Here is a 21,754-nt window from a genome sequence, read left to right as displayed (position 1 = left end):
TTGGTATAATCCACAGCCATGAATGACGTGGCGAAGCTAGAAAAAGAAAATGAATTATTGCGAGAAGAGCTTGCAAGGCGTGATGTGCAAGTAGAATCGTTAAAGGAACAAATCCGTCTTTTTCTTCATAAAAAATTTTCCGCTTCCAGCGAAAAAATATCACCAGATCAACTCGGCCTCTTTAACGAGGCTGAATCTCTCGCCGAAGATGTATCCACTGAGGATGAATCGGTAACAACAACCGTAAAATCGCACGAGCGAAAATGCAAGCCGCGCGTCAGCATTCCTGATGAGCTCCCTAGGGAAGATATTATTCACGACCTTCCCGAAGAAGATAAAGTCTGCCCTCATGACGGAACAGAACTTGAGGTTATCGGTAGCGATGACCTTGAGCAATTAGATATTATTCCAGCTCAAATAAAAGTCATTCGTCATCGTCGACTCAAATACGCTTGCCCTTGCTGCGAAGGCCACATAAAAACAGCCGCGCGCTCAGTGAAACTCCCGATCGAGAAGAGCATTGCAAGTCCAGGGCTTCTAGCTTACATTGCGACGCAAAAATATTGCGATGCATTGCCACTTTATCGCCAAAGTGAGATGTTTAAGCGGATCGGCATTGAACTAGATCGTACAAACCTGGCGAATTGGATGGTTAAAGTCGGTGATCTTGTTCAGCCACTGATTGATTCATTGCAAAGTTACTTACAGCAAAAAGAATTATTACATCTGGATGAAACCACGCTGCAAGTTTTAGATGAGCCGGGAAAGAAAGCGCAAAGTAAAAGTTATCTATGGCTAATGGCAAGCTTCGGAGATCAACCGGTGCTCCTTTATCATTACTCACCTTCGCGATCACAAGAAACACCCAATGCGTTTTTATCCAATCAAACAAAAGCCATAATGGTCGACGGTTACGATGGCTATCAGCCTGCTTGTAATAGTTATGACATAGTACGCTTAGGTTGCTGGGCGCATGCACGCCGAAAGTTTATAGAAGCCCAAAAGGCTCAACTGAAGAAAAAAACAGGAAAAGCAGACGTAGCAATAAACTATATACAAAAACTTTATCAAATCGAATCTAGAACTAAACATGATCCCCCGGATAAGCGCTTTGAAATCAGGCAAAAGGAGGCCAAACCAACCCTGGAAAAACTAAGAAAATGGTTGGATAAAAGTTTATTAACGGTGCCGCCGAAAACAGCTTTGGGTAAAGCTCTTGTGTATCTCGCTAATCAATGGAATAGGCTTACCAATTACGTTGAAGACGGCTCGTACCCGATTGATAATAATGCAGCTGAGCGTTCAATACGCCCATTTACGATCGGCAGGAAAAACTGGCTCTTTGCAAAAAGTCAGGCTGGCGCACGTGCCAGTGCAAATATCTATAGTCTGGTAGAAACGGCAAAGGCGAACGGGTTGAATCCCTATGAATACTTGCGCCATGTGTTTGAAACGTTGCCAAACCTAAGTAGTGATAACACTATGGGTTCTTTGCTACCCTGGAATGTAGCGCTTGATTAACCTGGGGTTGGTTTGGCGCTTACGCTTGATGTTATGATGTCTCCTTGGTTAGAGGATCTAAGATTATTAGACTCTCCATTGAAAGGATCTAGGCAATGAGGGCAATGACCTCAAGCTATTTGGCTTCAGTGATTCACGTATTTATGCCTAGGTTGTATGAAAAGAAGGGCGACGGATTTGTGAATTTTTGAAGAGTGTCCGATAGAGCGTGATCTTGAAAAATGCAACTGCTCTTAGGACATATGTTGAAATGGCATTCCTTACTGTAAGGAGTGTAAATATATAATCAGTATTCTCTCAGGTATCGACGGTTACTATTATAAAATTGATGATCATACCCTTGTTGTTTGATGCAGTTGTTGGAGTTTCCCTAGGTGTCTACTTCGCGGTAAAAGGTATGACTTTCATTTTCCCATAGAAGCGCTGCCTCTTGATGAGTGCTAATTAAGGATTTTAGTATGCGAAAATTAAATCAGAATGAACTAAAAAGTATTGTCAGCTTGGAATTTAGCCCGTTAAGAGAGTTGTCTGAGGTTGAAATTCAGTCTGTCGCTGGGGGAGATTGGTCCTTTAGTTACTATTTTAATTTCAGCTGGAGCGGACCTTCAGTTAATGGATCTGTATCTGGGTCTGATCCTGGTTCCAGCTCTAGCTCCAGCTCCAGCTCTAGTTCTAGCTCTAGTTCTAGCTCTAGTAGTTCCAGCTCTTCGGGGGGGGCTTAAGTTATTAGCAGAGTGGGGGTATGTTTACCCCCCTTTATTATATGTCACTAACACGTAAGCGTTCATTCCAGCCCGTTCTACCCTCCATTGCTGCAAACAATTACTTTGCACACCTCATTAACTTTTCTGAGGTGAATAACCATGGCCAAACACAGATCTCCCCGCCTATCTGAATCAGAGTGGCAGACCCTATATGAGAGGTATGAATCCTCTGACCTGACCATGACAGATTTTTGCAAGAAACAAAAGATTTCTTATGCAAATTTCCGTCGTAGGAGGAAGATCCATAATTAGCTTTGGCCAATCGTATTTACGGTATTTTCTCATGATGCCTCCTTCGGTGTTATGGGAGGCATTAGAATATCGGGTTATTGAGGTCTCGATAAGGTGTGGTTGGTTTGGCGCTTACAATTTTATGCCTTCTGTTTTGGCTATCCCACGGTTATAGTTGGGTCTAACCAAAGCTTCAGGCTTTTTAAAAAAATACAGCAATTGGCGTAGCAGCGTAGTTAAAAGTGAGTAGGTGTTTGGTACACCCAGGTTATCAACTGAAGTGCAATGAAAGTGATTAACGAACATAGATGTTAACGCCAATGTAAAAATGACCCACTAACGCCAAATGAAAATTGACCCACCTGAGGCACTATAGCCGCCGGATTAATAGCTAGGCGGTGACATGATTACTCAGGAGATATTAGTGGATATTCACGTATTACATAGGCAAGGGCTTGGCATTCGCGCGATTGCAAAAAAGCTCAACCTTTCCAGAAATACCGTGCGAAGCTACCTTCGTGCACCAGCTAAAACACCAACATATTCGGAGCGAGAGCAGCGCCCTTCGATCCTAGATCCTTACAAGCCGTATTTGCTCGAACGTATTGAGGCAGCTAAGCCGCACTGGATACCTGCGACTGTTTTGCATAGAGAGATTCGTGAACGAGGGTACACGGGTGGCGTATCAACGATTAAGGTGTTTGTTCATGCGTTCAAACCCTCGGTTAATGACCCAGTCGTGCGATTCGAAACCGAACCTGGCGAGCAAATGCAGGTCGACTTTACGATCATTCGCCGAGGCCGAAATGCGCTTAAAGCCTTTGTCGCTACAATGGGGTTTAGCCGAGGCACTTACGTAAAGTTCTCTAGTTCTGAAAACCAGCAAGATTGGCTTGAAGGCATCAAGGGTGCGCTAGAATACTTTGGTGGTGTACCAAAGGAGATACTCTTCGATAACGCCAAGTCCATCATGATTCAGCGCGATGCGTACGGCAACGGTAAGCACCAATGGAATGCTCAATGACTAGATCAGGCAAACACCTATGGTTACCGACCTCGGGCTTGCCGACCGTACAGAGCTAAAACCAAAGGTAAGGTTGAACGCTTCAACTCTTATCTTAAGCAGTGTTTTGTCACACCGTTGTCTGCCACATTAAAGCAAGCTGGCCTGACTCTGAATGTTGAGGCCGCAAATGCCCATATAGGCACTTGGCTAAATGACGTAGCTCATCAGCGGACGCACGGCACAACTAATGTTAAACCCCAAATACGTATGGATAAAGAGCTGCAATATCTACAGCCGCTGCCATCTGAATACAAGACAGTAGATTCACCGGTTATTACAACTATACGACCACTTCCGGTAGAAAGCTTCCAGCACCCGCTGGACGTCTACGATCAACTGCTTGAGGTGGCTCAATGAACATTCAACACGAACGCATACGCAGTGCTTGCACGCAGCTAAAGTTGGAATCAATGGCCAGAGAGTGGTCGGCGCTAGCCGATAAAGCCAGCTCAACTGAGCAAACCCTAGCAGACTTCTTTGAGCAATTACTGCGCACCGAGCTAGATGCAAAAGCTGAACGTACGCAAGCGACATTACTAAAGTTTGCTGGTTTGCCAGCCCAAAAGCGCATAGAAGATTACGACTTCAAGTTTGCCTCAGGAGCCCCCAAAAAACAGATTCAGGAACTTGCTGGATTAGGTTTTTTAGAGCGGACAGAGAATGTGGTGTTACTTGGTCCAAGTGGTGTAGGAAAGAGCCATCTTGCAATCGCTTTGGCCTATAAAGCCATTTTGACGGGTCACAAAACGCGCTTTATAACCGCTGCCGACTTAATGTTGCAGCTTTCCACAGCAAAAGCGCAAGGCCGACTTGATGGTTATCTTAAGCGAAATATTATTGGGCCGAAATTAATGATCATTGATGAGATTGGCTATCTACCCTTTGGGCGAGAGGAGGCGAATTTATTCTTCAATGTCATAGCAAAACGTTACGAAAAAGGCAGCATTATCGTCACCAGCAATCTGCCGTTCTCACAATGGTCAAATGCCTTTGCTGACGATACAACACTAACCGCAGCACTACTCGATCGGCTACTGCATCACGCACACATTGTACAAATATCGGGAGAAAGCTATCGGCTGAAAAACAAAAAGCATGCGGGCATCGCCCCGCCACAATCGATCAATAATTAAACGGGGTGGGTCAGTTTTACTTTGGCGATAATCGGTAAAAGTGGGTCAGTTTTAAGCTGGCGTTGACACTTATATAAATGGCTTAACCGTCGCAGTCAGAAGCGGAGTTTTAGCTGGAATGGTTTTAAGGACATGTTAAGATATTTTCAGATCCAACCTATGCGTGTGTCGAAGCGATACATTACAGTAGATTGGTATTGAGGGTTCGTGATTTACACGAGCAACGATATTATTGAAGAGCCGGATGCGGTAATTCCGCACGTCCGGATCTGTATGGGGGCGGTTCGGGTAACTGGCCGTTCTACCATGACTAGCTCAAATCTATGAAGATTATCTCTGTTCTCTTATTTTGTGTTTTGTTGTCGGGTTGTTATCCGGTATACAAAACATTACAGCCAAGATCGAACATTTTGGTTGTAGATGAATTCGGTGTGCCATTACAAGGAGCTACCGTTGTATTGGTGTCGAATGCATATCCATACGGTAATGAGAAAACTCGAATGGAGGTCGTGACAAACTATAAAGGTGAGGCTCGTTTTCCTAGCTCTAAGGAGTGGAGGATGGAAGTTATGGTTATGCACGGTATGGAAGTATATTATTGGAACTGGTGCGTCACCAAAAAAGGGTATACAACATACGTTACACACGATGGTAGCTCTAAAGATTTTGATCGTAAACCTACTGTAAAGTTAAGCAAGGGGTCTACGACAAAGTGTCCAGTCAAGCTTTACTAGTACGCTATAACAAATAAGGATATGTCGCGCTTGCCGCGACATATCTCATTGTTGAACAAGCCCGTGGTCGAGCTCTTTATTAGTAAATAAGTCGATAGGAGGTGTTTGTAATAGTGCCGGTTTTTGTCGGCACTATTTTTGTTGGGCGAACAGAGTCCTCACCCAGTAGGTGATTAAAAATCACTGCGTCATCGTGTAGTGGTTCTCCTATTTAAATGGCTTTTTTGTTACTTTATTCGTGCGCTAGCTTGGGGATGGTTTAAGCCAGTGCCTACCTATTACATTCATTATTGAGTGACACTTGGGGCACATCATTCGCTTTTTCATTTGAGGCTCTTTCTGTGTGGTGTTCTCAATATCCACTTTTAGTATCCACTGAACAATGCGCAATATACGCTTGGCGTTTCCATGTAAGAAACCGTAGTCGCGCGCTCGCCTAAACCCTTTGGGTAATACGTGTTGAAGCAAAAGATACAAAAAATCTTCGCCCAGTAGCGTGCGGGTTTTTCTTATCTTTGTTTTGCTATCGATGTATTGAAACGTAATGTGGGTGCCGTCGTCGGCAACGATATTGGTGTTGGCGATTACTCCGCGGTATAAGTACCGCGATAAGTATTGCAGCGCCTCTTTACCTCGTCCGACCTTAGTGCACTGAACAATCCATTTCTTAGGTGATTTATGAGGTGGTAGCCCCGCATCATTGAGTGCCTTTAAAAAGACTCCTCGGAATACCTTGGCGAGGGCTCGGCCGTTAAATAGGTATTTGCCTTTTAGCTTGCGCCATTCCTTTCGGCGGCGGTGCAGGCCACCACCAGGAATGACAATATGAACGTGAGGGTGGTAGTCGAGGCGTCGTGAGTGAGTATGCAATACTGCGCACATGCCCAGTTCTGCCTCAAAGCCTCGCTTATTTAGCCCGAATGTCTTTAGAGTCTTCGTCGCCGATTCGAGTAAAAGCCTGTATACCGTTTTACGATGGGCTTTTGATAGGGCTCTTAACTCGCTTGGCAACGTAAAGGTCGCCATGTAGTAATCTACGGGCAGCTGTTTTTGTAATTGCCGTTCAAGCCAGTCTTGAGTGCTGCCATATTGGCATTGATTACAGGCCCTATGCCCGCATGATTGCGGAATGTTTTGGCTGTAGGGGCAAGAAGAACAGGTTGTGCCTAGTTCGCCATACTGCCCTTTACGACAACCGGTTATGGCGTTCAAGGCCGACCATTGATCTTTGTTAATCTTGGATCTATAGCGAGACTCAAAACGGGTTCGATACTTTTCAGTGATAGCTTGTAGGGTGTGCGCTGGCGTACTCATGCTTGGCCCCACAAAATACGCAGCTTGTTCATGAGTGCGTTGATGCGTTTGCCCGCATTAACGTCTGTGTGATTGGATAGCTGTGTATACAACGCTGTAGTCTTTGGGCATTCGTGTCCCATTTCATGCTGAATAGAGCGTAGGCCTACACCGGCTTCTGTCAATAGCGTACCGTAGCAGTGCCGCAAGCTATGAATGGTGATCGCTTTACTAATACCTACGTCTTTTACAATGGCCTTAAAAGACTTCTGAAGACCGCCTCGGTCCATGGCGGCTGTTGCTGTATGCCGCTCCTGAGCGTCGCGTCCACGCGGAAATAGGAACCTAGGGTGGCGGTGTGTTGCCCAGTAAGCGCGTAAGGTCTGTAGTGTTGACTGCGGCAAGGTGACGTAGCGATCTTTCTTACCTTTAGCGCATCGAACGTGAATCTTCATACGCTCACTATCAATATCGCCAACCTGAAGGTTCAGGGCTTCAGCAAGACGAAGCCCCATACTAAACGAAGTAAAGATAAAGGCCTGAAAGCGTAACTCCCGGGTACCATTCAGTAGGCGTTCGAGTTCTTTTAGCGTTAACACATCGGGAAGGGTTTTGACTTTAGGTGGCCGAACAATCTCGACCCAGTTCCACTCTTTTTTGAGTACGTACTTATAGAAGAATTGGAGGCCATTGCGATCGACTTTGACGGTAGACCATGAGTGGGTGCGAACAAGGGATTCGAAATAGGCTTCGAAGTGTTCTTGGGTAAGGGTATCAGGCGGGCAGTCGAAAAACGCTGTAATACGCCTAAGGGCGCGAGAATAAACATCGATAGTTGTATCGGCTTTGCCTTGCCGTTTCAATGCGCTAACATGCTTGCGGTACAGTGAATCGAATCGTTTTTGCTGTGTTTTGTTCATTAGATATTCCTCTCGTTAACGAGCGGGCTTGCTCGGAGAGGAATTATCTAATACATAAGGATTTTAACTTTGCCGCGTAGCGGCTTCGTTCAACAAGGCGTTGCAGCATCGTTCCGCTTCGCTCCACTGGACAGCTTTTAAGTCGCGTCTTTGTGGTTTTGCTGCGCAAAAGTATTCCACAAAGCCGCAACTTAAAAGCTGCCGCTGAACTTAACGTTAGGCAATAATCAGGAATTCGATAATGTATCAAAATATGTGCAAGGTTTTTTGCTTTACGTTATTGGCAGTAGTAAGTGCGCTCGCCATTTCAGAGGTGGAAATATTGCAACCTGAATCATGGTCATTCCCTGAGGTGGTCGAATCAGCGAGAAAAATATGTCCCAAAAATTTGGAAGGTATAACATTCAACGAGTCCGGTCTGGCATATACATCTGAACAAGTTTCTAAATTGGATTTTTCAAGAATGCCTCCCGAAAAACTGCAGAACTATGCGGACATAGTCACGCATGCTTACCCCGATGCTGTCGGGGCGCAGTTACCATGTAATTGCTCCAATATACCACTTGAAAGCCTTAACGAAACTGCGATTGCCGGTATAGCACATGTTTCGATCAATGCTAAAAATGAAAAAGTACGCAAATGTGCAAAAGCATGTCTAATTATAATCCAGGGAAACCTACAGGATTCGGAATAGAAATGCCCAGGTTATCAACTGAAGTGCAATGAAAGCGATTAGCGAACATAGCCAGGTCGACATTTTTTCCGGCGCTCGTTTTTATGCCGGGCGCTACGCTGGCATAAAAACAATCACCTATAAAAATGCGCCTGCTATGGGCGTTAGTTCAAGGAAAGCTAGTGCGTAATTCGAAAATCGATCTTTTGAGATTCATTGGTCTATCAATGATTATATTTTCTCATGTTGGTTCATATGGAGTTCTCTTTCAGATTCGTAATTTTGATGTTCCTTTAATGGTTTTAGTTTCAGGTATGTCGTTCGGTTTGAGTTATAAGGTTAATGATAAATATTTAAATTACCTATGGAAGCGGGTGAAAAGGTTAATATTTCCTGTATGGATATTTTTAACAATATATTTTATTTCATTGTTAATGCTAGACCCGAAAAGCTTAGATCTAAATTTACATAAAGTTATAACATCATATTTACTTATTAGTGGTATCGGCTATGTTTGGATTATAAAAGTATTTGTTTTGGTGGCAATGATTTCCCCGCTTATTTTTAAACTTCATGAAAAAATTAGTTCGCATAAAAAATATTTTATTTTGTTGTTTTTGGTTTTTATTATTTATGAACTCCTTAGGTATTTATCTTTACCGTATATCCAAAAAGGAGCAGGAAAAACCATGTCGTATGTAACACATTATATTGTTCCTTATGGGGTAGTGTTTGCTGTCGGCTTGCGCATACCATTGCTTAAAGACGTACAAATAAGATACATTTCAATTGTAAGCTTTCTCCTTTTTGCTGTGCCAGCTGTAGGGTTGTATTTGTTTTATGGCCATTTTGTACCTACTCAAAACTATAAATACCCACCATCTATTTATTATTTTTCATATTCTTTATTCGTGTCCTGTACGTTGTGGTATTACTCAAAAGAAATTGAAGGTGTTTTTTCAAAAATAAAAATAGAAAAGGTTGTAACTTTTATGGCGAATAATTCAATTTGGATTTATCTATGGCATATTCCGATCGTTAAATATTTTAATGCTCATTTTTTAATTAAATATATTGTTGTTATGTTGCTAGCTACTTTACTTGCTTTCATACAGGTCTACTTTGTTAAAAAAATTATTACGAATATTGCAAGTGAGTCCTCGAAAAAAAATATAAAAATATTATTCACCGGCTAATGGTATATAACGAATTTATCAGCGAACGCTACTTCGTGGTTGGACAGCCTAAAACGTGGCTTCGCCACAGGCTGCCCGTTATAAAGACGTTTGGCAATACCGTCGAACTAAACAGGAGATTAAAATGACAGTTAGAAATGGAAGTTGTGGATGCGGCGAATTAAAATATTCTGTCGAAGATGAGCCGGTGAATGCAGTATTTTGTTATTGCAAAGAGTGCCAAATTCATACTGGCTCAGATAAATGGTTTGGCGCATGGTTCCCGAAAGACAAGTTCAAAATTACGGCAGGAAGCCCATCAATCTATACACGTAAAGGCGATTCGGGCAAAGATATGAGCCACATGTTTTGCTCTCATTGCGGGGTAATGGTAGCGGCGGAAGTTACAGTCGGTAATTTTTATTCTGTCGGGGTCTCAACGCTTCATCAAGTGAGTGGTCTTGCACCGTCAATGGCAATTTATACTGCGTCAGCCCCTTCATGGGCCGTTTATCCTGAGGGTGTTCCAAAATTCGATATTTTGCCTCCCGGTATGGGCTCTTAAATGCCTAATAATCGCATTAAAAAACGCTCCACTTCGTTACGCTGGGCGCGCCTTTTGTGTGGGCGTTAGTGCGACAAGGAAGCTTGTCCCATCTTGCGGGGTGAAAGTCCCTGTCGGGTAAGACTTAGCCGCTCACCCGTATCGAGTCTTGCGCGCTGCGCGGAGATTAAGGATTGCTGATACCTTTCCGGAAAACGTTATTTATTTTTAAAGTTTTCAATTAATCGAACAAACAGTGTGAAGCGTAGACAGAGAATTATGTAGGCCACAGGGGATTCGTGTCCCTGAAGTGTTGGTATCGCTCCGTAAATGTGTTGTTCTAATTGGCAAGGCCTGTAACGCTGTCGAAGCCCACGCAAAGCAATCGTAAAGGCAAGATTGTCGCGAATTAGCGGAGTTATAAAACCGTGGCATGTATAAAGAGATGAGGGAGGAACTTGTGAGATCCAAGGTTGCTCCCGCAGGAGGTGGGTAGTGTAGGTAAGTTTGTGGCAAAAGAGCATCTTAAGTTTAGTGTTAATGTGTCAAGAAAACGGTTAGTGTTCTGTTTAAATACTGTGTATAAATTGGGTTTTCAAGAGGTTACCGTTAATGCCCGCCAAACTATCTTCTTGTATTGTCGATGACTTTATTGCACCACCTTGTTATGGTGAAATTCGTATCTTGTATGAAGATACGGAAATATTACTTATAGAAAAACCTAGTGGCCTGTTAAGCCTATCGGGTAAAAACCCTCGTAATAAAGATTCAGTGCATTACCGATTAGTGCAGGGGTGCTTAAAGGGAGAGGGGGTAGAGCAAGAGGTTCGTGGGTTTCCCTCGGCAACTTTAGCGCACCGATTAGATTTTGGCACTTCGGGTATTATGCTTATAGCATTGAACAAGAACGCAAATAGTAATATAACTAAACAGTTTCAAGCGCGTACCGTGAGGAAAGAATATATCGCTATGCTAGAAGGCTGGTTGGTGAGTGACAACGGTAAAATTGAATATCCTATTGCTAAAGACAAAGAAAATTTTCCCTTACAAAAAATATGTTTCGATACAGGAAAACCTGCCTGTAGTGAATACCAAGTGTTAGAGCGTCTAGATAAGCCTGCACGTTGTCGAGTGAAATTTACGCCATTAACGGGGCGCACCCATCAGTTGCGAATACATAGCCTTAAAGTTGGTCGGCCTATACTGGGCTGCGATTTGTATAAGAATAATGTTAGTGAGAAAATGGCCAATCGGTTATTGCTGCATGCCAGCGAGCTGGATTTTGACCATCCAAGGGGTGGTGCTCGAATAAAAGGTAGAAGCGCTTGCCCTTTTTAAGTGAGAGGGGTTGTGTTTTTAATGGTCCCTTTGCCGGGCTAGATCACAAGAGTAGGCTTGGCCGGTTTAATGAGATGGAAACATGAGTTCTAGCGAGCGGTGAAAAAAGTTGCGCACCGCTTTCAATGGATGAAGGTGAGCGTTGTAATGATGTAGGCTGTAGAGGTGTGCGCTGGATTATGTGTCTAGGTTTGAACGCGTAGCTATATGCGCTTTAGCTTGAGGGCACCATATAGGCAAAGAAGATGTTGTAGTCGTTATACGATGCGATGTCTTTATCAAATGAAATAGAAACGTAATTGGCAATAGGTGTTGCGAAGGGGATAATATTCATTATCCGTATGTAACTGCAATTAATAGAGCCGCCAATAAGGCTGTGTTCAATCTAGGAGAGGTAAACGAATCGGCTGGGAAGGTCTGTTTTCAGTATTACGTTGTATTCATAAAAAGGGAGGTGAAACCACGGTTGACGTGATGGGCAACTCTGGTTTGTGCGTCGAAAAATAGGGGGCTAATTACAGTTCTCCTTAACGGTGTCGAGCGTCCAGTGGTAGGCTTGGCGTAACATGTGGACGCAACAAGAAAATTATCATAAACGCAATAACAACTGAGGTTGGGTTGGTTGCTGGTATCGATGTTGTTGGTGATAGCCTAGGGAAGGGGTGTATTCAATATTAAAAAATCGTTTAAAGATAAAATATTTGTTCCTGCTATTCTGAATATATTTTTAATGTTACGCGTCGTTAATGATGATGACTTATAGGCTAGAGGGATTTCACGCGGCCTAGATTGTCAATGAACAATACTCGCATATTTTTATGGGAATGGGTTTAGAATATACAATTATTTACATAACAAATGTCAGTTAGCGCAAGAAGTACTAACGAAAAAAACCAAGCAGGCTATTGCTTTAAATGGTGAGTATTTAATTCTGGGGTCGGAGCCTGATGTTGTGATAGAGGTATTTTAAGGGTTCATAAACCCTATAAAAATCACTCTCAAATAGCGGGGTCAGTCCACTTATGCCACGCTTATTTGAATATGTCACGTAGCTTTATTTTACGCCAAATTATTTCCGTAATATTTCTCGGCGTGGTACGGTCAGTTTTTTTACGTTTGTAGAGCGAGAAAACTAGTCTCCCTTCGCCTCTCTTCGCTATATTTGACGCTTTTGGCTGGCAGAGCGTTATGATCAGGCTATTGTTGGTAGCGTACTGACTTGTATTGAATAGGCAGTATTGAAGTGTTGGGAATCTTCTTCTCGCTGATAGAATTGGTGATTTGCGAGAGCTTGGGTGATGGTGAGGAGCTTAAGAATATCAATGTTCGTAATAATGGGCGAGGTTAATACTGTTTTATGAATAACGTGAAAAAGCTTGGGTATAGCGATTGGTTTGAGACGCGCGCGGATGGCGAAAAAATTGCAGATCATGAGGTGGCACGGATTGTGTCTGTGCATAAAGATAGCTATACGGTGACGAAAGGAGAGGGGGCGATATTTGCTGAGCTGTCAGGAAACCTTCTTTATTCTTCAGAATCGGCTAGCGATCTTCCGACCACGGGTGATTGGGTGTATGCCGATTTTTACGATGACGCGACTCATGCGATTATCGTCGGTGTTTTGCCACGAAAAACACTTTTAAAAAGGAAGGCGGCGGGAAAGCTTGTTGATTTCCAACTGATTGCGGCCAATATTGATGTTGCTTTTATTATCCAGTCTTTGAATGATAATTTCAATCTACGGCGGTTGGAACGTTATTTGGTTATGGTGAATGAAGGCGGGATTACGCCGGTTATTTTGCTCAGCAAATGCGATCTTACATCTAAAGAAGACGCGGGCGAATGTAAGCAAAAAATCGCGGCTATTGCTCCTAACATTGCGGTTATTGAATTTAGCAATTTAAGCCGAGACAATATCGATTGTATTATGGGTTCGTTAGAGAGCGAATCTACTTATTGCTTATTAGGCTCCTCTGGTGTGGGTAAAACTACTTTGCTTAACTGTATTCTCGGTAGTACTACATTCCAAACTCAGCCGGTAAGTAATATACAAAGCAAAGGCCGACACACAACGACTAGCCGTCAATTAGTTCGTTTAGACTGTGGCGCTATGATTATAGACACTCCAGGCATGCGAGAGATGGGCGGTATGTTTGTCGAGGAGGGGCTGGATGCGACGTTCTCGGATATATTGGCGCTTGCTGAAATGTGTAAATTTTCTAATTGCTCCCATAATAATGAGAAGGGCTGTGCAATATTGGCGGCCATAAAGGCTGGGGAGCTTTCCGAGCAGCGTTATAGAAATCATCTAAAGATGAAAAAAGAGTCAGAATTTAACGAAATGTCTTATTCAGAAAAAAGAAAGAAGGATAAGGCTTTTGGAAAGCTTATAAAAGCTACGATGAAAAATAAGAAACGATAATTTTTTTGTTTGAAATCTATGTGTATAGCCTGTGTGCTAGGTGACGTGAATGAACGAGTAATGGGCCCTCTATTTTCACGTGAGAGTGGTGAAATATAGCGGGCCTTTGGTGTTCGTATATCTGTTGGGCGGTTTTTGGTTTTGATTGGCGAGCGTTTGGCGCCCGTTAAAGAAGTGTGACTCCATAGCCCACTAGATACGCCAGTATAAGGTGGGGCGCGTAGCGTAGATAGCTGAAAAAAGTAATCTCTTTAACTTTACTCATAGCCACTATGCCAGCTGCCGAACCAATCACTAAGATAGAACCCCCAACTCCCACCGCATATACCAGTGACAGCCATTGTTTGGTGGTAAGAATAGGTTCTGCTTTCAGCAGTGCTGCGGTGAGCGGTACGTTGTCTAGCAGTGACGATAGGCCGCCCATTAGTGCGCTGGAAATATTGGGGTTCATCGATAAATAGATTTTTGTTAGCCATGTTAATATACCAACTTCTTTTAGCGCGCCCACAATCAGTAAAATACCTAAGAAAAATAGCAGCGTATCGAACTGAATTTTGCGAATGTATTCCATTAGATGGATTTCGCTATCAAAGTGGTTTGCTACACCGCCGAGCATAAACAGCATGGACAAGCCGGTTAAGAATGTGAGTACGGGTGGCACTGAGTAGAATAGGCTGAGCCCCATAGTTGCGGTGATGGTACCGAAAAAGAGTACGGCTATAGCAATATCGAGTTTGCGTATAGGTTGTATTTTTGTGTCTGCTTCCACGGCTTTATTTGGATGGAGGAGAAACATTACCATCAAAGCAAATACCCCGCACAAGCTGGGAACAATTAAAGTTAATAGTTCGGAAATACTCACGTGACCGTTGCTGAATATCATAAGTGTGGTGACATCGCCGGTTATTAGGATAACGCCACCAGAATTAACGGCGTATACCGAGAGCACGCAAAGCCGCACTTTTTCTCTAGTGGTAAGTTTAAAGCTTTGTACAACGGCTATAGATACGAGTGTGGCGGTAATGTTGTCGCACAGCATGGATAACACTAACGAGAACACCGTTATAAAAATTGTAAGGCTGCGTAGCGATGTGGAATTGGGTAGAACCCGAAGTACTAGCCCGCTAATGAGGCCGCGCGCATTTAGGTAGGCTACAAATGTCATGGTGGACATTAGAAATAGCCATAGCGTGGCGATGTCGAGCAGGTTTTCGTTGAGTGCGTGATTAATTGCGATTAAATCGCCGGTGTTGTTTGCGTGTATAAATAGGCACATCCAGCTAACACAGCCGAGGAGTAGGGTGCTCTTGGCTTTGTTTAGGTGAATAACCTCTTCTAAGGCTATGGCCAGCATCGCGGTTGCCGCGAGAAACAGAATCAGTACAGTCATTACATCGAGTTTTGGAGGGGTTGCTGAGGCGGCGTATTAATCCAGTTTAAGGTGGGATTAGCAAGTGCTTTTTACCTTGTTTTATGAGTGTCTGGCACTTTTCAGACCATTGTTTGATTTACATGCTAGCGTAGTTTAGAGGATTTTCGTGGCAGGTTAGAGAGGAGTACATAAGAATACGCTGTTCTGTTTTATGCCGTTAATGGTTCCCATTTTATTGTGGAGAATTTTGTAGTTTTAATAAAAAAAGGCCAACCTTTTTAGGGGTTGGCCTTTTTGTTTGTAGAGCCTAGGGTGAACGCCGAGGTGTCTACTGACTAGGTTTGGCTAATGTCTACTCGGACTCTAGCGTGTTTCTACTCTGACGTGGGTCGTTAGTAGGGCGAGCCAAATCACGCGGTTTGCTTTGAACCTTGGCTGGAGCGGAGGTATCGAGTGGACGACCCATTTGTGCAGATGCACTTACATTGGTCACTAAGGTATTTTGTACGGGTTTAGGCGCATAACGCGGGTCGTTAGAGGACCTTGAGAACGACCGTGGCTGCGAAGGTGCCGGTGTATCGGCTTTCGCGGGTGAGGCCTTCGGTGGTTCCTCTGCAGATTGCGTTTCTTCCTTAGCTTGCGGCACGCTTTCTTCTGGAGCGGCTTCTACGCCAACGGTTTCTTCTATGGCTGCCTTTGGCTCTTCGGCTGCAAGCTGAGGTTTTTCGTGTTCAGCGTTTTCTTCTACGGGCGAACTTTCGATCTTGGTCTCAGGTTCGACGGCAATGACAGCTGGAGCTGGAGGTACCACTGCAGAAGTGTCTTGAGCTTCTGCAGTGGGAGTCTCTTCACGAGCCTGTTCGCTTTGCGCTTGTGCTGTGTTGTCTTTGGCCGTGCTGTTTTCTTGCGTAACAGCTGCTACTACGGGTGTCGCTGGTGCTTCTGCTTTTTCCGTTACTGTGGTATCGGGGGTTAATTGTTCGGCAGGTGCACTATTGGATTGGTCTGTACCTTCCTGTGTTTGCGCTTGAGTTGTGTTGTTTTCATCACGGCGGTTGCGGTTGCGGTTTCGATTACGGCTGCGACGAGGGCGGGTATTACCTTCGCTGTTGGCCGAGCGCTCTTCTGTGGATGCTGTTTCGGTAGCTGCAGGCGTGCTTACAGCCTCTAGCTCGTCTATTTCCGGTGGTTGCGTTAAACCTGCTTCTACTTCAGGTAATGGCCCGCGCTGGCGTTGCTGAGGGCGACCGCGACGGTTGGAAGGTCGCTTGTTGGGGCGGTCAGCACCATTGGTTTTATCGTCATCCGCTTTTGCTTGTGGTTTTGTTTCTTGTGTAGCGGGCTTGTTGATATCTTCATCGCTGCGAGTGTTGCGGCGATTGCGATTTTGTTGATCGCGTCGTGCGCCGTCGCGCTGATTGCGGTTGGCGTCGCGATTTTCGTTGTCGCGTTTATTGTCTCTATCACCACGATTATCTCGGTCGCCACGGCTGTCTCTATCACCACGATTATCTCGGTCGCCACGGCTGTCTCTATCGCCACGAGTGTTTCGACGATTGCGGTTGCGATTAGCGTTTCCACGTTTCTGGTGGGTGCGAGGTTTGCCTTTGTTTGTTTCAGTGCTTGGCTTTGGTTCGCTGGCAAAGAGCTCTTTTAAGGTTTTAAGTATCTTGCTAATGAGCCCTGGTTCTGCTGGTTTTGCTTTCTGGGCAGGTGTTGGTGCCGGTTGAGTAGGTACCGCGAGCTGAACGGCAGGCTTTGGCATGCTCACAGGGATGGCTTTGGATTCGACAGGTTCGGCATTTTCTTCGTTGCCGAGATCTACCTGATAGCTGATGCTGTCAGTGGTGGTGTCATCATCGCGTAAGCGCTGTACGTCGTAATGCGGTGTTACCATTTCGGTGTTAGGCAAAATGGTGACGCGCGTTTCGTGTCGTTGTTCAATGTCCGAGATCGTTGTACGTTTTTCGTTGAGTAGGTAGGTGGCAACACTTACCGGTACGATCGCACGAATAACGGCGCTGCGTTCTTTCTGGGCCTCTTCTTCTACTAAGCGTAGTATGGAGAGAGCGATGTTTTTGGTGCCACGGATGGTACCTTGCCCACTACAACGAGGGCATACTTTTGACGTTGTTTCACCGAGTGAAGGGCGTAAACGCTGTCGAGACATCTCGAGTAAGCCAAAACGGGAAATTCTGCCTACTTGTACGCGGGCTCGGTCCATATTCAAGGCTTCACGCATACGGGTTTCTACTGCGCGCTGGTTGCGAACAGGCTGCATATCGATAAAATCGATAACGACGAGGCCACCCATATCTCGCAAACGTAATTGGCGAGCAATTTCATCGGCGGCTTCTAGGTTTGTTTGCACGGCGGTTTCTTCAATATCGCCACCCTTGGTTGCCCGAGAGGAGTTGATGTCGATACTAATTAAAGCTTCTGTAACATCAATAACAATTGAGCCGCCAGAAGGAAGTTTAACTTCACGTTCAAACGCTGTTTCAATTTGGCCTTCTATCTGAAAACGATTAAAAAGCGGTACAGGCTCTTCATACATCTTTACCTTGCTACGGTAATTCGGCATTACTTGCTGTACAAACGTGGTTGCTAGATCAAAGGCTTCTTTGTTGTCGACGATTACTTCGCCGATATCTGGGCGCAGATAATCACGAATAGCGCGAATAATGACGTTGCTTTCTTGAAATAGAAATTCTGGTGCTTTGGATTCGTCAGCGGCTTTTTTAATGTTGCCCCAAAGCTGTGTGAGGTAGCCCATATCCCATTGCAGTTCTTCAGCAGAGCGACCAACACCGGCAGTACGCACGATGATGCCCATGCCTTCTGGGATGTCGATTTGGCTGAGCGCGTCTTTGAGCTCGGAGCGATCATCGCCATCAATACGGCGAGAAATACCGCCAGCGCGCGGGTTGTTTGGCATAAGAACCAAGTATCGGCCCGCTATGCTTATGAAGGTGGTGAGTGCTGCACCTTTATTGCCGCGCTCTTCTTTATCGACCTGAACGATAACTTCCATGCCTTCTTTAAGCACATCTTTAATGCGGATGCGGCCTTCGATATCGCGTGGCTGTTTCGTAAAGTATTCGCGGGATATCTCTTTTAAAGGAAGAAATCCGTTACGGCCGCCGTCGTATTCAACAAAAGCCGCTTCTAAAGATGGTTCGATTCGAGTGATTTTGCCTTTGTAAATATTGGCTTTTTTCTGTTCTCTATGTCGATTTTCGATATCCAGATCGTATAACCATTGGCCATCCACTAACGCTACGCGCAGCTCTTCAGGCTGAGTAGCATTGATTAGCATTCTTTTCATGTAATTGTGTCTCGATGTTACGCTGCAATTATCGGAGGCACTGCGGAGGGAGACAAAAGGATACAGCTGGGGCGCTTAACCGGATGAAAGAATATACAGAATTGCTCTACAGCCCTTAAATAGGGGGCGGCAGCCTAATTTCGTTCAGCAAATATCTAGAAAGCGAATGGAGTACTCGCTTCTAAAATACGCCGGAGACGTTAGGTTATCTGTAACTGCAATAGAATAGAGCCCAGAGCATTGGCGCGCTTGGCGCTGCTGCGGTTTATGTAGGGCTAAAGTGAGATCCATTTATTGCTCAATGTCATCCTGTAATCGTTATAAGCAAAGCGGTTTATGTATACGCCATGTTTTGCATTAAACGACCACTTAGTTATGTGCTTCAGTGGCGATGGTTAGCGTGGGGCGGTAGAGTTATTGAGCCTATTAAAGGGCGTACCAATAACACCTTTATATTATGTGGCGCCGACTAGTTCGGAGCGGTATAAGTTGTATACAACCTATCTCAAGTAACCCGCTGTGTCGGTATGGGAGCAGCACTTTCATTCGTATAACGTTGAGCGGAGCCATTGTGTTGTGTTTCGGCTCTCAGCGCAGCTGCCGCTGATAATATAAGGAACTCTACCGGCTTCGCTTGCCGATCCGTTTGTTTCTTAGCAATGCACGATAATGTTCGCGCTATAGTTGCAAATTAGCCCAAGCCATAATTGGCTGGAGCACCATAATAAAATTCTTGGCTCGGCCCCGAATAAATAGTTGTATTAAAGGGAGTCACGAGTTTATTTTTGGAGAACGAATGGTCTATTGGGTTGACAAACAACTCAGACACTTTCAGCTCAGCCGACAGGAATATAGCACTGTTATGCAAACCTTTCAATTTATGGGCGCCTCCGTGTTAGGAACTGCTTTCATTTGGGACATAATGTGGCCACTTGTGCCTATTTTATAGCTTGGTATCATGGCCGCCCTCACATCACTCTCCGGTTCGTATAATTTATGACCTCTAACGTTCAGTTGCACACCATTACCGAAGCCAACGAGGGCCAGAGATTGGATAACTTTCTCCTTGGCCACTTGAAGGGCGTGCCTAAATCGATGATTTATCGGATTATTCGCAAGGGTGAGGTACGGGTTAATAAAGGCAGGGCAAAACCGGAACGAAAGTTGGTTTTAGGTGATATCGTTCGAATTCCGCCGGTTCGGGAAGCGGAGGGTAAGGTGCCCGTTAAGGCGAGTAGTGGGCTACGGCAACTATTAACCGATTCTATTCTTTATGAGGATAAGGCGTTGATGGTCGTTAATAAACCGTCGGGCCTTGCCGTGCATGGTGGTAGCGGCATTAGCCTGGGCTTGATCGAGTCTTTGAGGCAAATGGTGCCTGAGAATAGTTTTTTGGAGTTGGTGCATCGTTTAGACCGAGATACCTCAGGATGTGTACTGGTGGCAAAGAAACGCTCCATGCTGGTGTATTTACAAGACCTCTTTCGGGGCGAAAAGAAGATAGATAAGCGTTATATGGCGCTCGTAAAGGGGCGTTGGCCGAATAGAGGAAAGGTGGTTGATGCACCCTTGCAAAAAAATGAGCTGCAAAGTGGTGAGCGAGTAGTAAGGGTGAGCTTGGAAGGGAAGGCGTCTAAAACGGAGTTCGAGGTTGTCCAGCGTTTTGAAGAGTCAACATTGATAGAAGCAAGGCCCATTACCGGACGTACTCATCAGATTCGTGTGCATGCATTACACAAGGGGCACCCACTCGTTGGGGATGAAAAATACGGGGATGAAGATTTTAACCGGCAAATGAAATCGGCTGGGAGTAAGCGTCTATTTTTGCACGCTGCGTCCCTATCGTTTCCATTGCCTGAAGGCGCTGGCCGTTTACAGGTGAAAGCGCCGCTACCTTCAGAGTTGCAAACTGTACTTAATAATTTGGAGTAGATGTGCTGTATATTTTTGATTGGGATGGAACAATTAGCGATTCTGCTGCGAAAATTGTCCGTTGTATGCGGTCGGCGACTGACGCCGTTGGTTTGGGCGAGAAAAGTGATGATGCCATAAAGAACATAATAGGGTTAGGTTTGCCGGAAGCCATTCGTTCGCTGTACCCGAGCATTACCGCACAGCAATTGGACGATGTTAGAACGGGTTATTCGGCTTTTTTTGTGGATGCCGACAGTACGCCTTCACCTTTTTTTAAGGGGGCGATGGAGACGATGCAGGCGCTTGCTAATGACGGCCATACTCTAACTGTGGCGACAGGTAAGAGTCGCCGAGGGTTGGATAGAGTACTAAAAAAATTGGACTTGGATAAATTCTTTCATGGTAGTCGTTGTGCTGACGAAACCGCCTCAAAACCCAACCCCCAAATGTTGTTGGAACTATTGAATGAATTCAACTGTGATGTAAATAATGCGGTGATGATAGGCGATACAGAATACGATATGGCGATGGCTGAAGCGATTGATATGCCGCGTATAGCGGTAAGTTTTGGTGCTCATCATATTGACCGTTTGAAACCTTATAGCCCGGTGATGTGTATCGATGATTTTTCTCGTATTTTGGAGTGGCAAGGCAATTGAATGAGCATTGTGATGTGCTAGTAGCTGACTATTCGAATACTTGTCATCAGGCGGCTATTGCAGATCTGATGCAGGGCTATTCTGGTGATTTGATGGGAGGAGGGAGCGCTTTGCCTAGGGAGCATTGCGCGAAAATAAGTAAAGCTCTTGAGACGTTTGGTCACGCTGTTACGGTATTGGCTTTCTCAAAGGAGAGCAGTAATTTGCCCTTAGGCATTGCAACGTCTATTACGTCTTTTTCTACTTTTTATTTAAAACCTGTTTTAAATTTACATGATGTTTATGTCGTACCTGCCGCGCGAAAGTTAGGTGTCGGTAAGGCCTTATTAGAGGCAACGACCGCCGTTGCTCTGCGATCGGGTTGCTGTAAGTTAACCTTGGAGGTGCTGACCCATAATACACCGGCTAAACGTTTGTATGAAAAGTTTGGTTTTCAGCCCTATCAATTGGCAGGCGAGGCGGGCACCGCCGAGTTTTGGGAGAAATCTCTAGCCGCGCTTTAGTGGTTTATCGTTTATTGCCCGCTCTGGGTTACAGAACGGGCGCGCCGGTCGCTATACCCAAATTTGCTTACTCAATGAATGGCTCGCTATTCTGGTTTTATTGGTTGTGCAGGCTTTGATTGCTTGAAAAAAGCATTTTATTGTCGTGTAATTGGTGGGTTATG

17 protein-coding genes and 1 pseudogene are annotated in these 21,754 nt (G+C 44.8%); 14 read left to right on the top strand and 4 right to left on the bottom strand.

Going from position 1 to position 21,754, the window contains the following annotated elements:
- Window positions 1–18 precede the first annotated feature (18 nt).
- The 6 genes and pseudogenes from tnpC (at window position 19) to H5647_RS16235 (ending at window position 5,449) form a co-directional block, all read left to right on the top strand.
- Window positions 19–1,521: an IS66 family transposase gene (gene tnpC / locus H5647_RS16255; RefSeq protein ID WP_045858889.1), complete on the top strand. Its 1,503-nt coding sequence runs from the start codon at window positions 19–21 to the stop codon at window positions 1,519–1,521.
- 458 nt (window positions 1,522–1,979) lie between these two features.
- Window positions 1,980–2,243: a hypothetical protein gene (locus tag H5647_RS16250; RefSeq protein ID WP_082087089.1), complete on the top strand. Its 264-nt coding sequence runs from the start codon at window positions 1,980–1,982 to the stop codon at window positions 2,241–2,243.
- Window positions 2,244–2,384: 141 nt separating this feature from the next.
- The gene (gene tnpA, locus H5647_RS22495) at window positions 2,385–2,537 is read left to right on the top strand and encodes an IS66 family insertion sequence element accessory protein TnpA (protein WP_408034005.1); all 153 of its coding nucleotides are present in this window, start codon (window positions 2,385–2,387) and stop codon (window positions 2,535–2,537) included.
- Window positions 2,538–2,919: 382 nt separating this feature from the next.
- A pseudogene (istA, locus tag H5647_RS16245) lies at window positions 2,920–3,939 on the top strand (IS21 family transposase).
- Window positions 3,936–4,715 (top strand): IS21-like element helper ATPase IstB, encoded by a 780-nt coding sequence (istB, locus tag H5647_RS16240; protein ID WP_045855575.1) that lies wholly within the window; start codon window positions 3,936–3,938, stop codon window positions 4,713–4,715. Before istA ends, istB begins: the two are co-directional and overlap by 4 nt.
- Window positions 4,716–5,038: 323 nt before the next feature.
- Window positions 5,039–5,449: a carboxypeptidase regulatory-like domain-containing protein gene (locus H5647_RS16235; RefSeq protein ID WP_045860035.1), complete on the top strand. Its 411-nt coding sequence runs from the start codon at window positions 5,039–5,041 to the stop codon at window positions 5,447–5,449.
- Window positions 5,450–5,692: 243 nt separating this feature from the next.
- Here the strand turns inward: H5647_RS16235 and H5647_RS16230 are convergent, their stop codons facing one another.
- Both H5647_RS16230 and H5647_RS16225 read right to left on the bottom strand, forming a co-directional pair.
- Entirely contained in the window at window positions 5,693–6,763 is a 1,071-nt protein-coding gene (locus H5647_RS16230; RefSeq protein ID WP_052691964.1) for an IS91 family transposase, read from the bottom strand.
- Window positions 6,760–7,662, bottom strand: a complete 903-nt coding sequence (locus H5647_RS16225) for a tyrosine-type recombinase/integrase (RefSeq protein ID WP_045858005.1) — start codon at window positions 7,660–7,662, stop codon at window positions 6,760–6,762. The genes H5647_RS16230 and H5647_RS16225 overlap by 4 nt, the downstream gene beginning before the upstream one ends.
- A gap of 241 nt (window positions 7,663–7,903) precedes the next feature.
- On the opposite strand from H5647_RS16225, the gene H5647_RS16220 reads away from it, so the two are divergent.
- The 5 genes from H5647_RS16220 (at window position 7,904) to rsgA (ending at window position 13,814) form a co-directional block, all read left to right on the top strand.
- On the top strand, window positions 7,904–8,356 hold the full coding sequence (locus H5647_RS16220; RefSeq protein WP_045860033.1) for a hypothetical protein: 453 nt from the start codon (window positions 7,904–7,906) through the stop codon (window positions 8,354–8,356).
- Window positions 8,357–8,481: 125 nt separating this feature from the next.
- On the top strand, window positions 8,482–9,531 hold the full coding sequence (locus H5647_RS16215) for an acyltransferase family protein (RefSeq protein ID WP_268871361.1): 1,050 nt from the start codon (window positions 8,482–8,484) through the stop codon (window positions 9,529–9,531).
- Window positions 9,532–9,655: 124 nt separating this feature from the next.
- Window positions 9,656–10,075 (top strand): GFA family protein, encoded by a 420-nt coding sequence (locus tag H5647_RS16210; protein ID WP_045860028.1) that lies wholly within the window; start codon window positions 9,656–9,658, stop codon window positions 10,073–10,075.
- Window positions 10,076–10,666: 591 nt separating this feature from the next.
- Entirely contained in the window at window positions 10,667–11,392 is a 726-nt protein-coding gene (locus H5647_RS16205; protein ID WP_045860026.1) for an RluA family pseudouridine synthase, read from the top strand.
- A 1,357-nt stretch (window positions 11,393–12,749) separates the two neighbouring features.
- Window positions 12,750–13,814, top strand: a complete 1,065-nt coding sequence (rsgA, locus tag H5647_RS16200; protein WP_045860024.1) for a ribosome small subunit-dependent GTPase A — start codon at window positions 12,750–12,752, stop codon at window positions 13,812–13,814.
- Window positions 13,815–13,980: 166 nt separating this feature from the next.
- Here the strand turns inward: rsgA and nhaD are convergent, their stop codons facing one another.
- On the bottom strand, window positions 13,981–15,204 hold the full coding sequence (gene nhaD, locus H5647_RS16195) for a sodium:proton antiporter NhaD (protein WP_200911592.1): 1,224 nt from the start codon (window positions 15,202–15,204) through the stop codon (window positions 13,981–13,983).
- Between the two features lie 334 nt (window positions 15,205–15,538).
- Window positions 15,539–18,514: a ribonuclease E gene (gene rne / locus H5647_RS16190; protein WP_045860021.1), complete on the bottom strand. Its 2,976-nt coding sequence runs from the start codon at window positions 18,512–18,514 to the stop codon at window positions 15,539–15,541.
- Window positions 18,515–19,510: 996 nt separating this feature from the next.
- On the opposite strand from rne, the gene rluC reads away from it, so the two are divergent.
- The 3 genes from rluC to H5647_RS16175 are packed head-to-tail and all read left to right on the top strand — an operon-like array spanning window position 19,511 to window position 21,590.
- Window positions 19,511–20,446 carry a 23S rRNA pseudouridine(955/2504/2580) synthase RluC gene (gene rluC, locus H5647_RS16185; RefSeq protein ID WP_045860020.1) on the top strand — a complete coding sequence of 312 codons (936 nt, stop codon included), beginning with the start codon at window positions 19,511–19,513 and terminating at the stop codon, window positions 20,444–20,446.
- A 2-nt stretch (window positions 20,447–20,448) separates the two neighbouring features.
- The gene (locus tag H5647_RS16180) at window positions 20,449–21,087 is read left to right on the top strand and encodes an HAD-IA family hydrolase (RefSeq protein WP_045860019.1); all 639 of its coding nucleotides are present in this window, start codon (window positions 20,449–20,451) and stop codon (window positions 21,085–21,087) included.
- A complete protein-coding gene (locus tag H5647_RS16175) occupies window positions 21,084–21,590 on the top strand; it encodes a GNAT family N-acetyltransferase (protein ID WP_045860017.1) in 507 nt (168 codons plus the stop codon). The genes H5647_RS16180 and H5647_RS16175 overlap by 4 nt, the downstream gene beginning before the upstream one ends.
- Window positions 21,591–21,754 lie beyond the last annotated feature (164 nt).

The sequence above is a fragment of the Teredinibacter purpureus genome (genome assembly GCF_014217335.1).
GTDB classification, from domain to species: domain Bacteria; phylum Pseudomonadota; class Gammaproteobacteria; order Pseudomonadales; family Cellvibrionaceae; genus Teredinibacter; species Teredinibacter purpureus.
The sequence above is the reverse complement of the archived record's forward strand: the minus strand, read 5'-3'. Positions and strand labels throughout refer to the sequence as shown.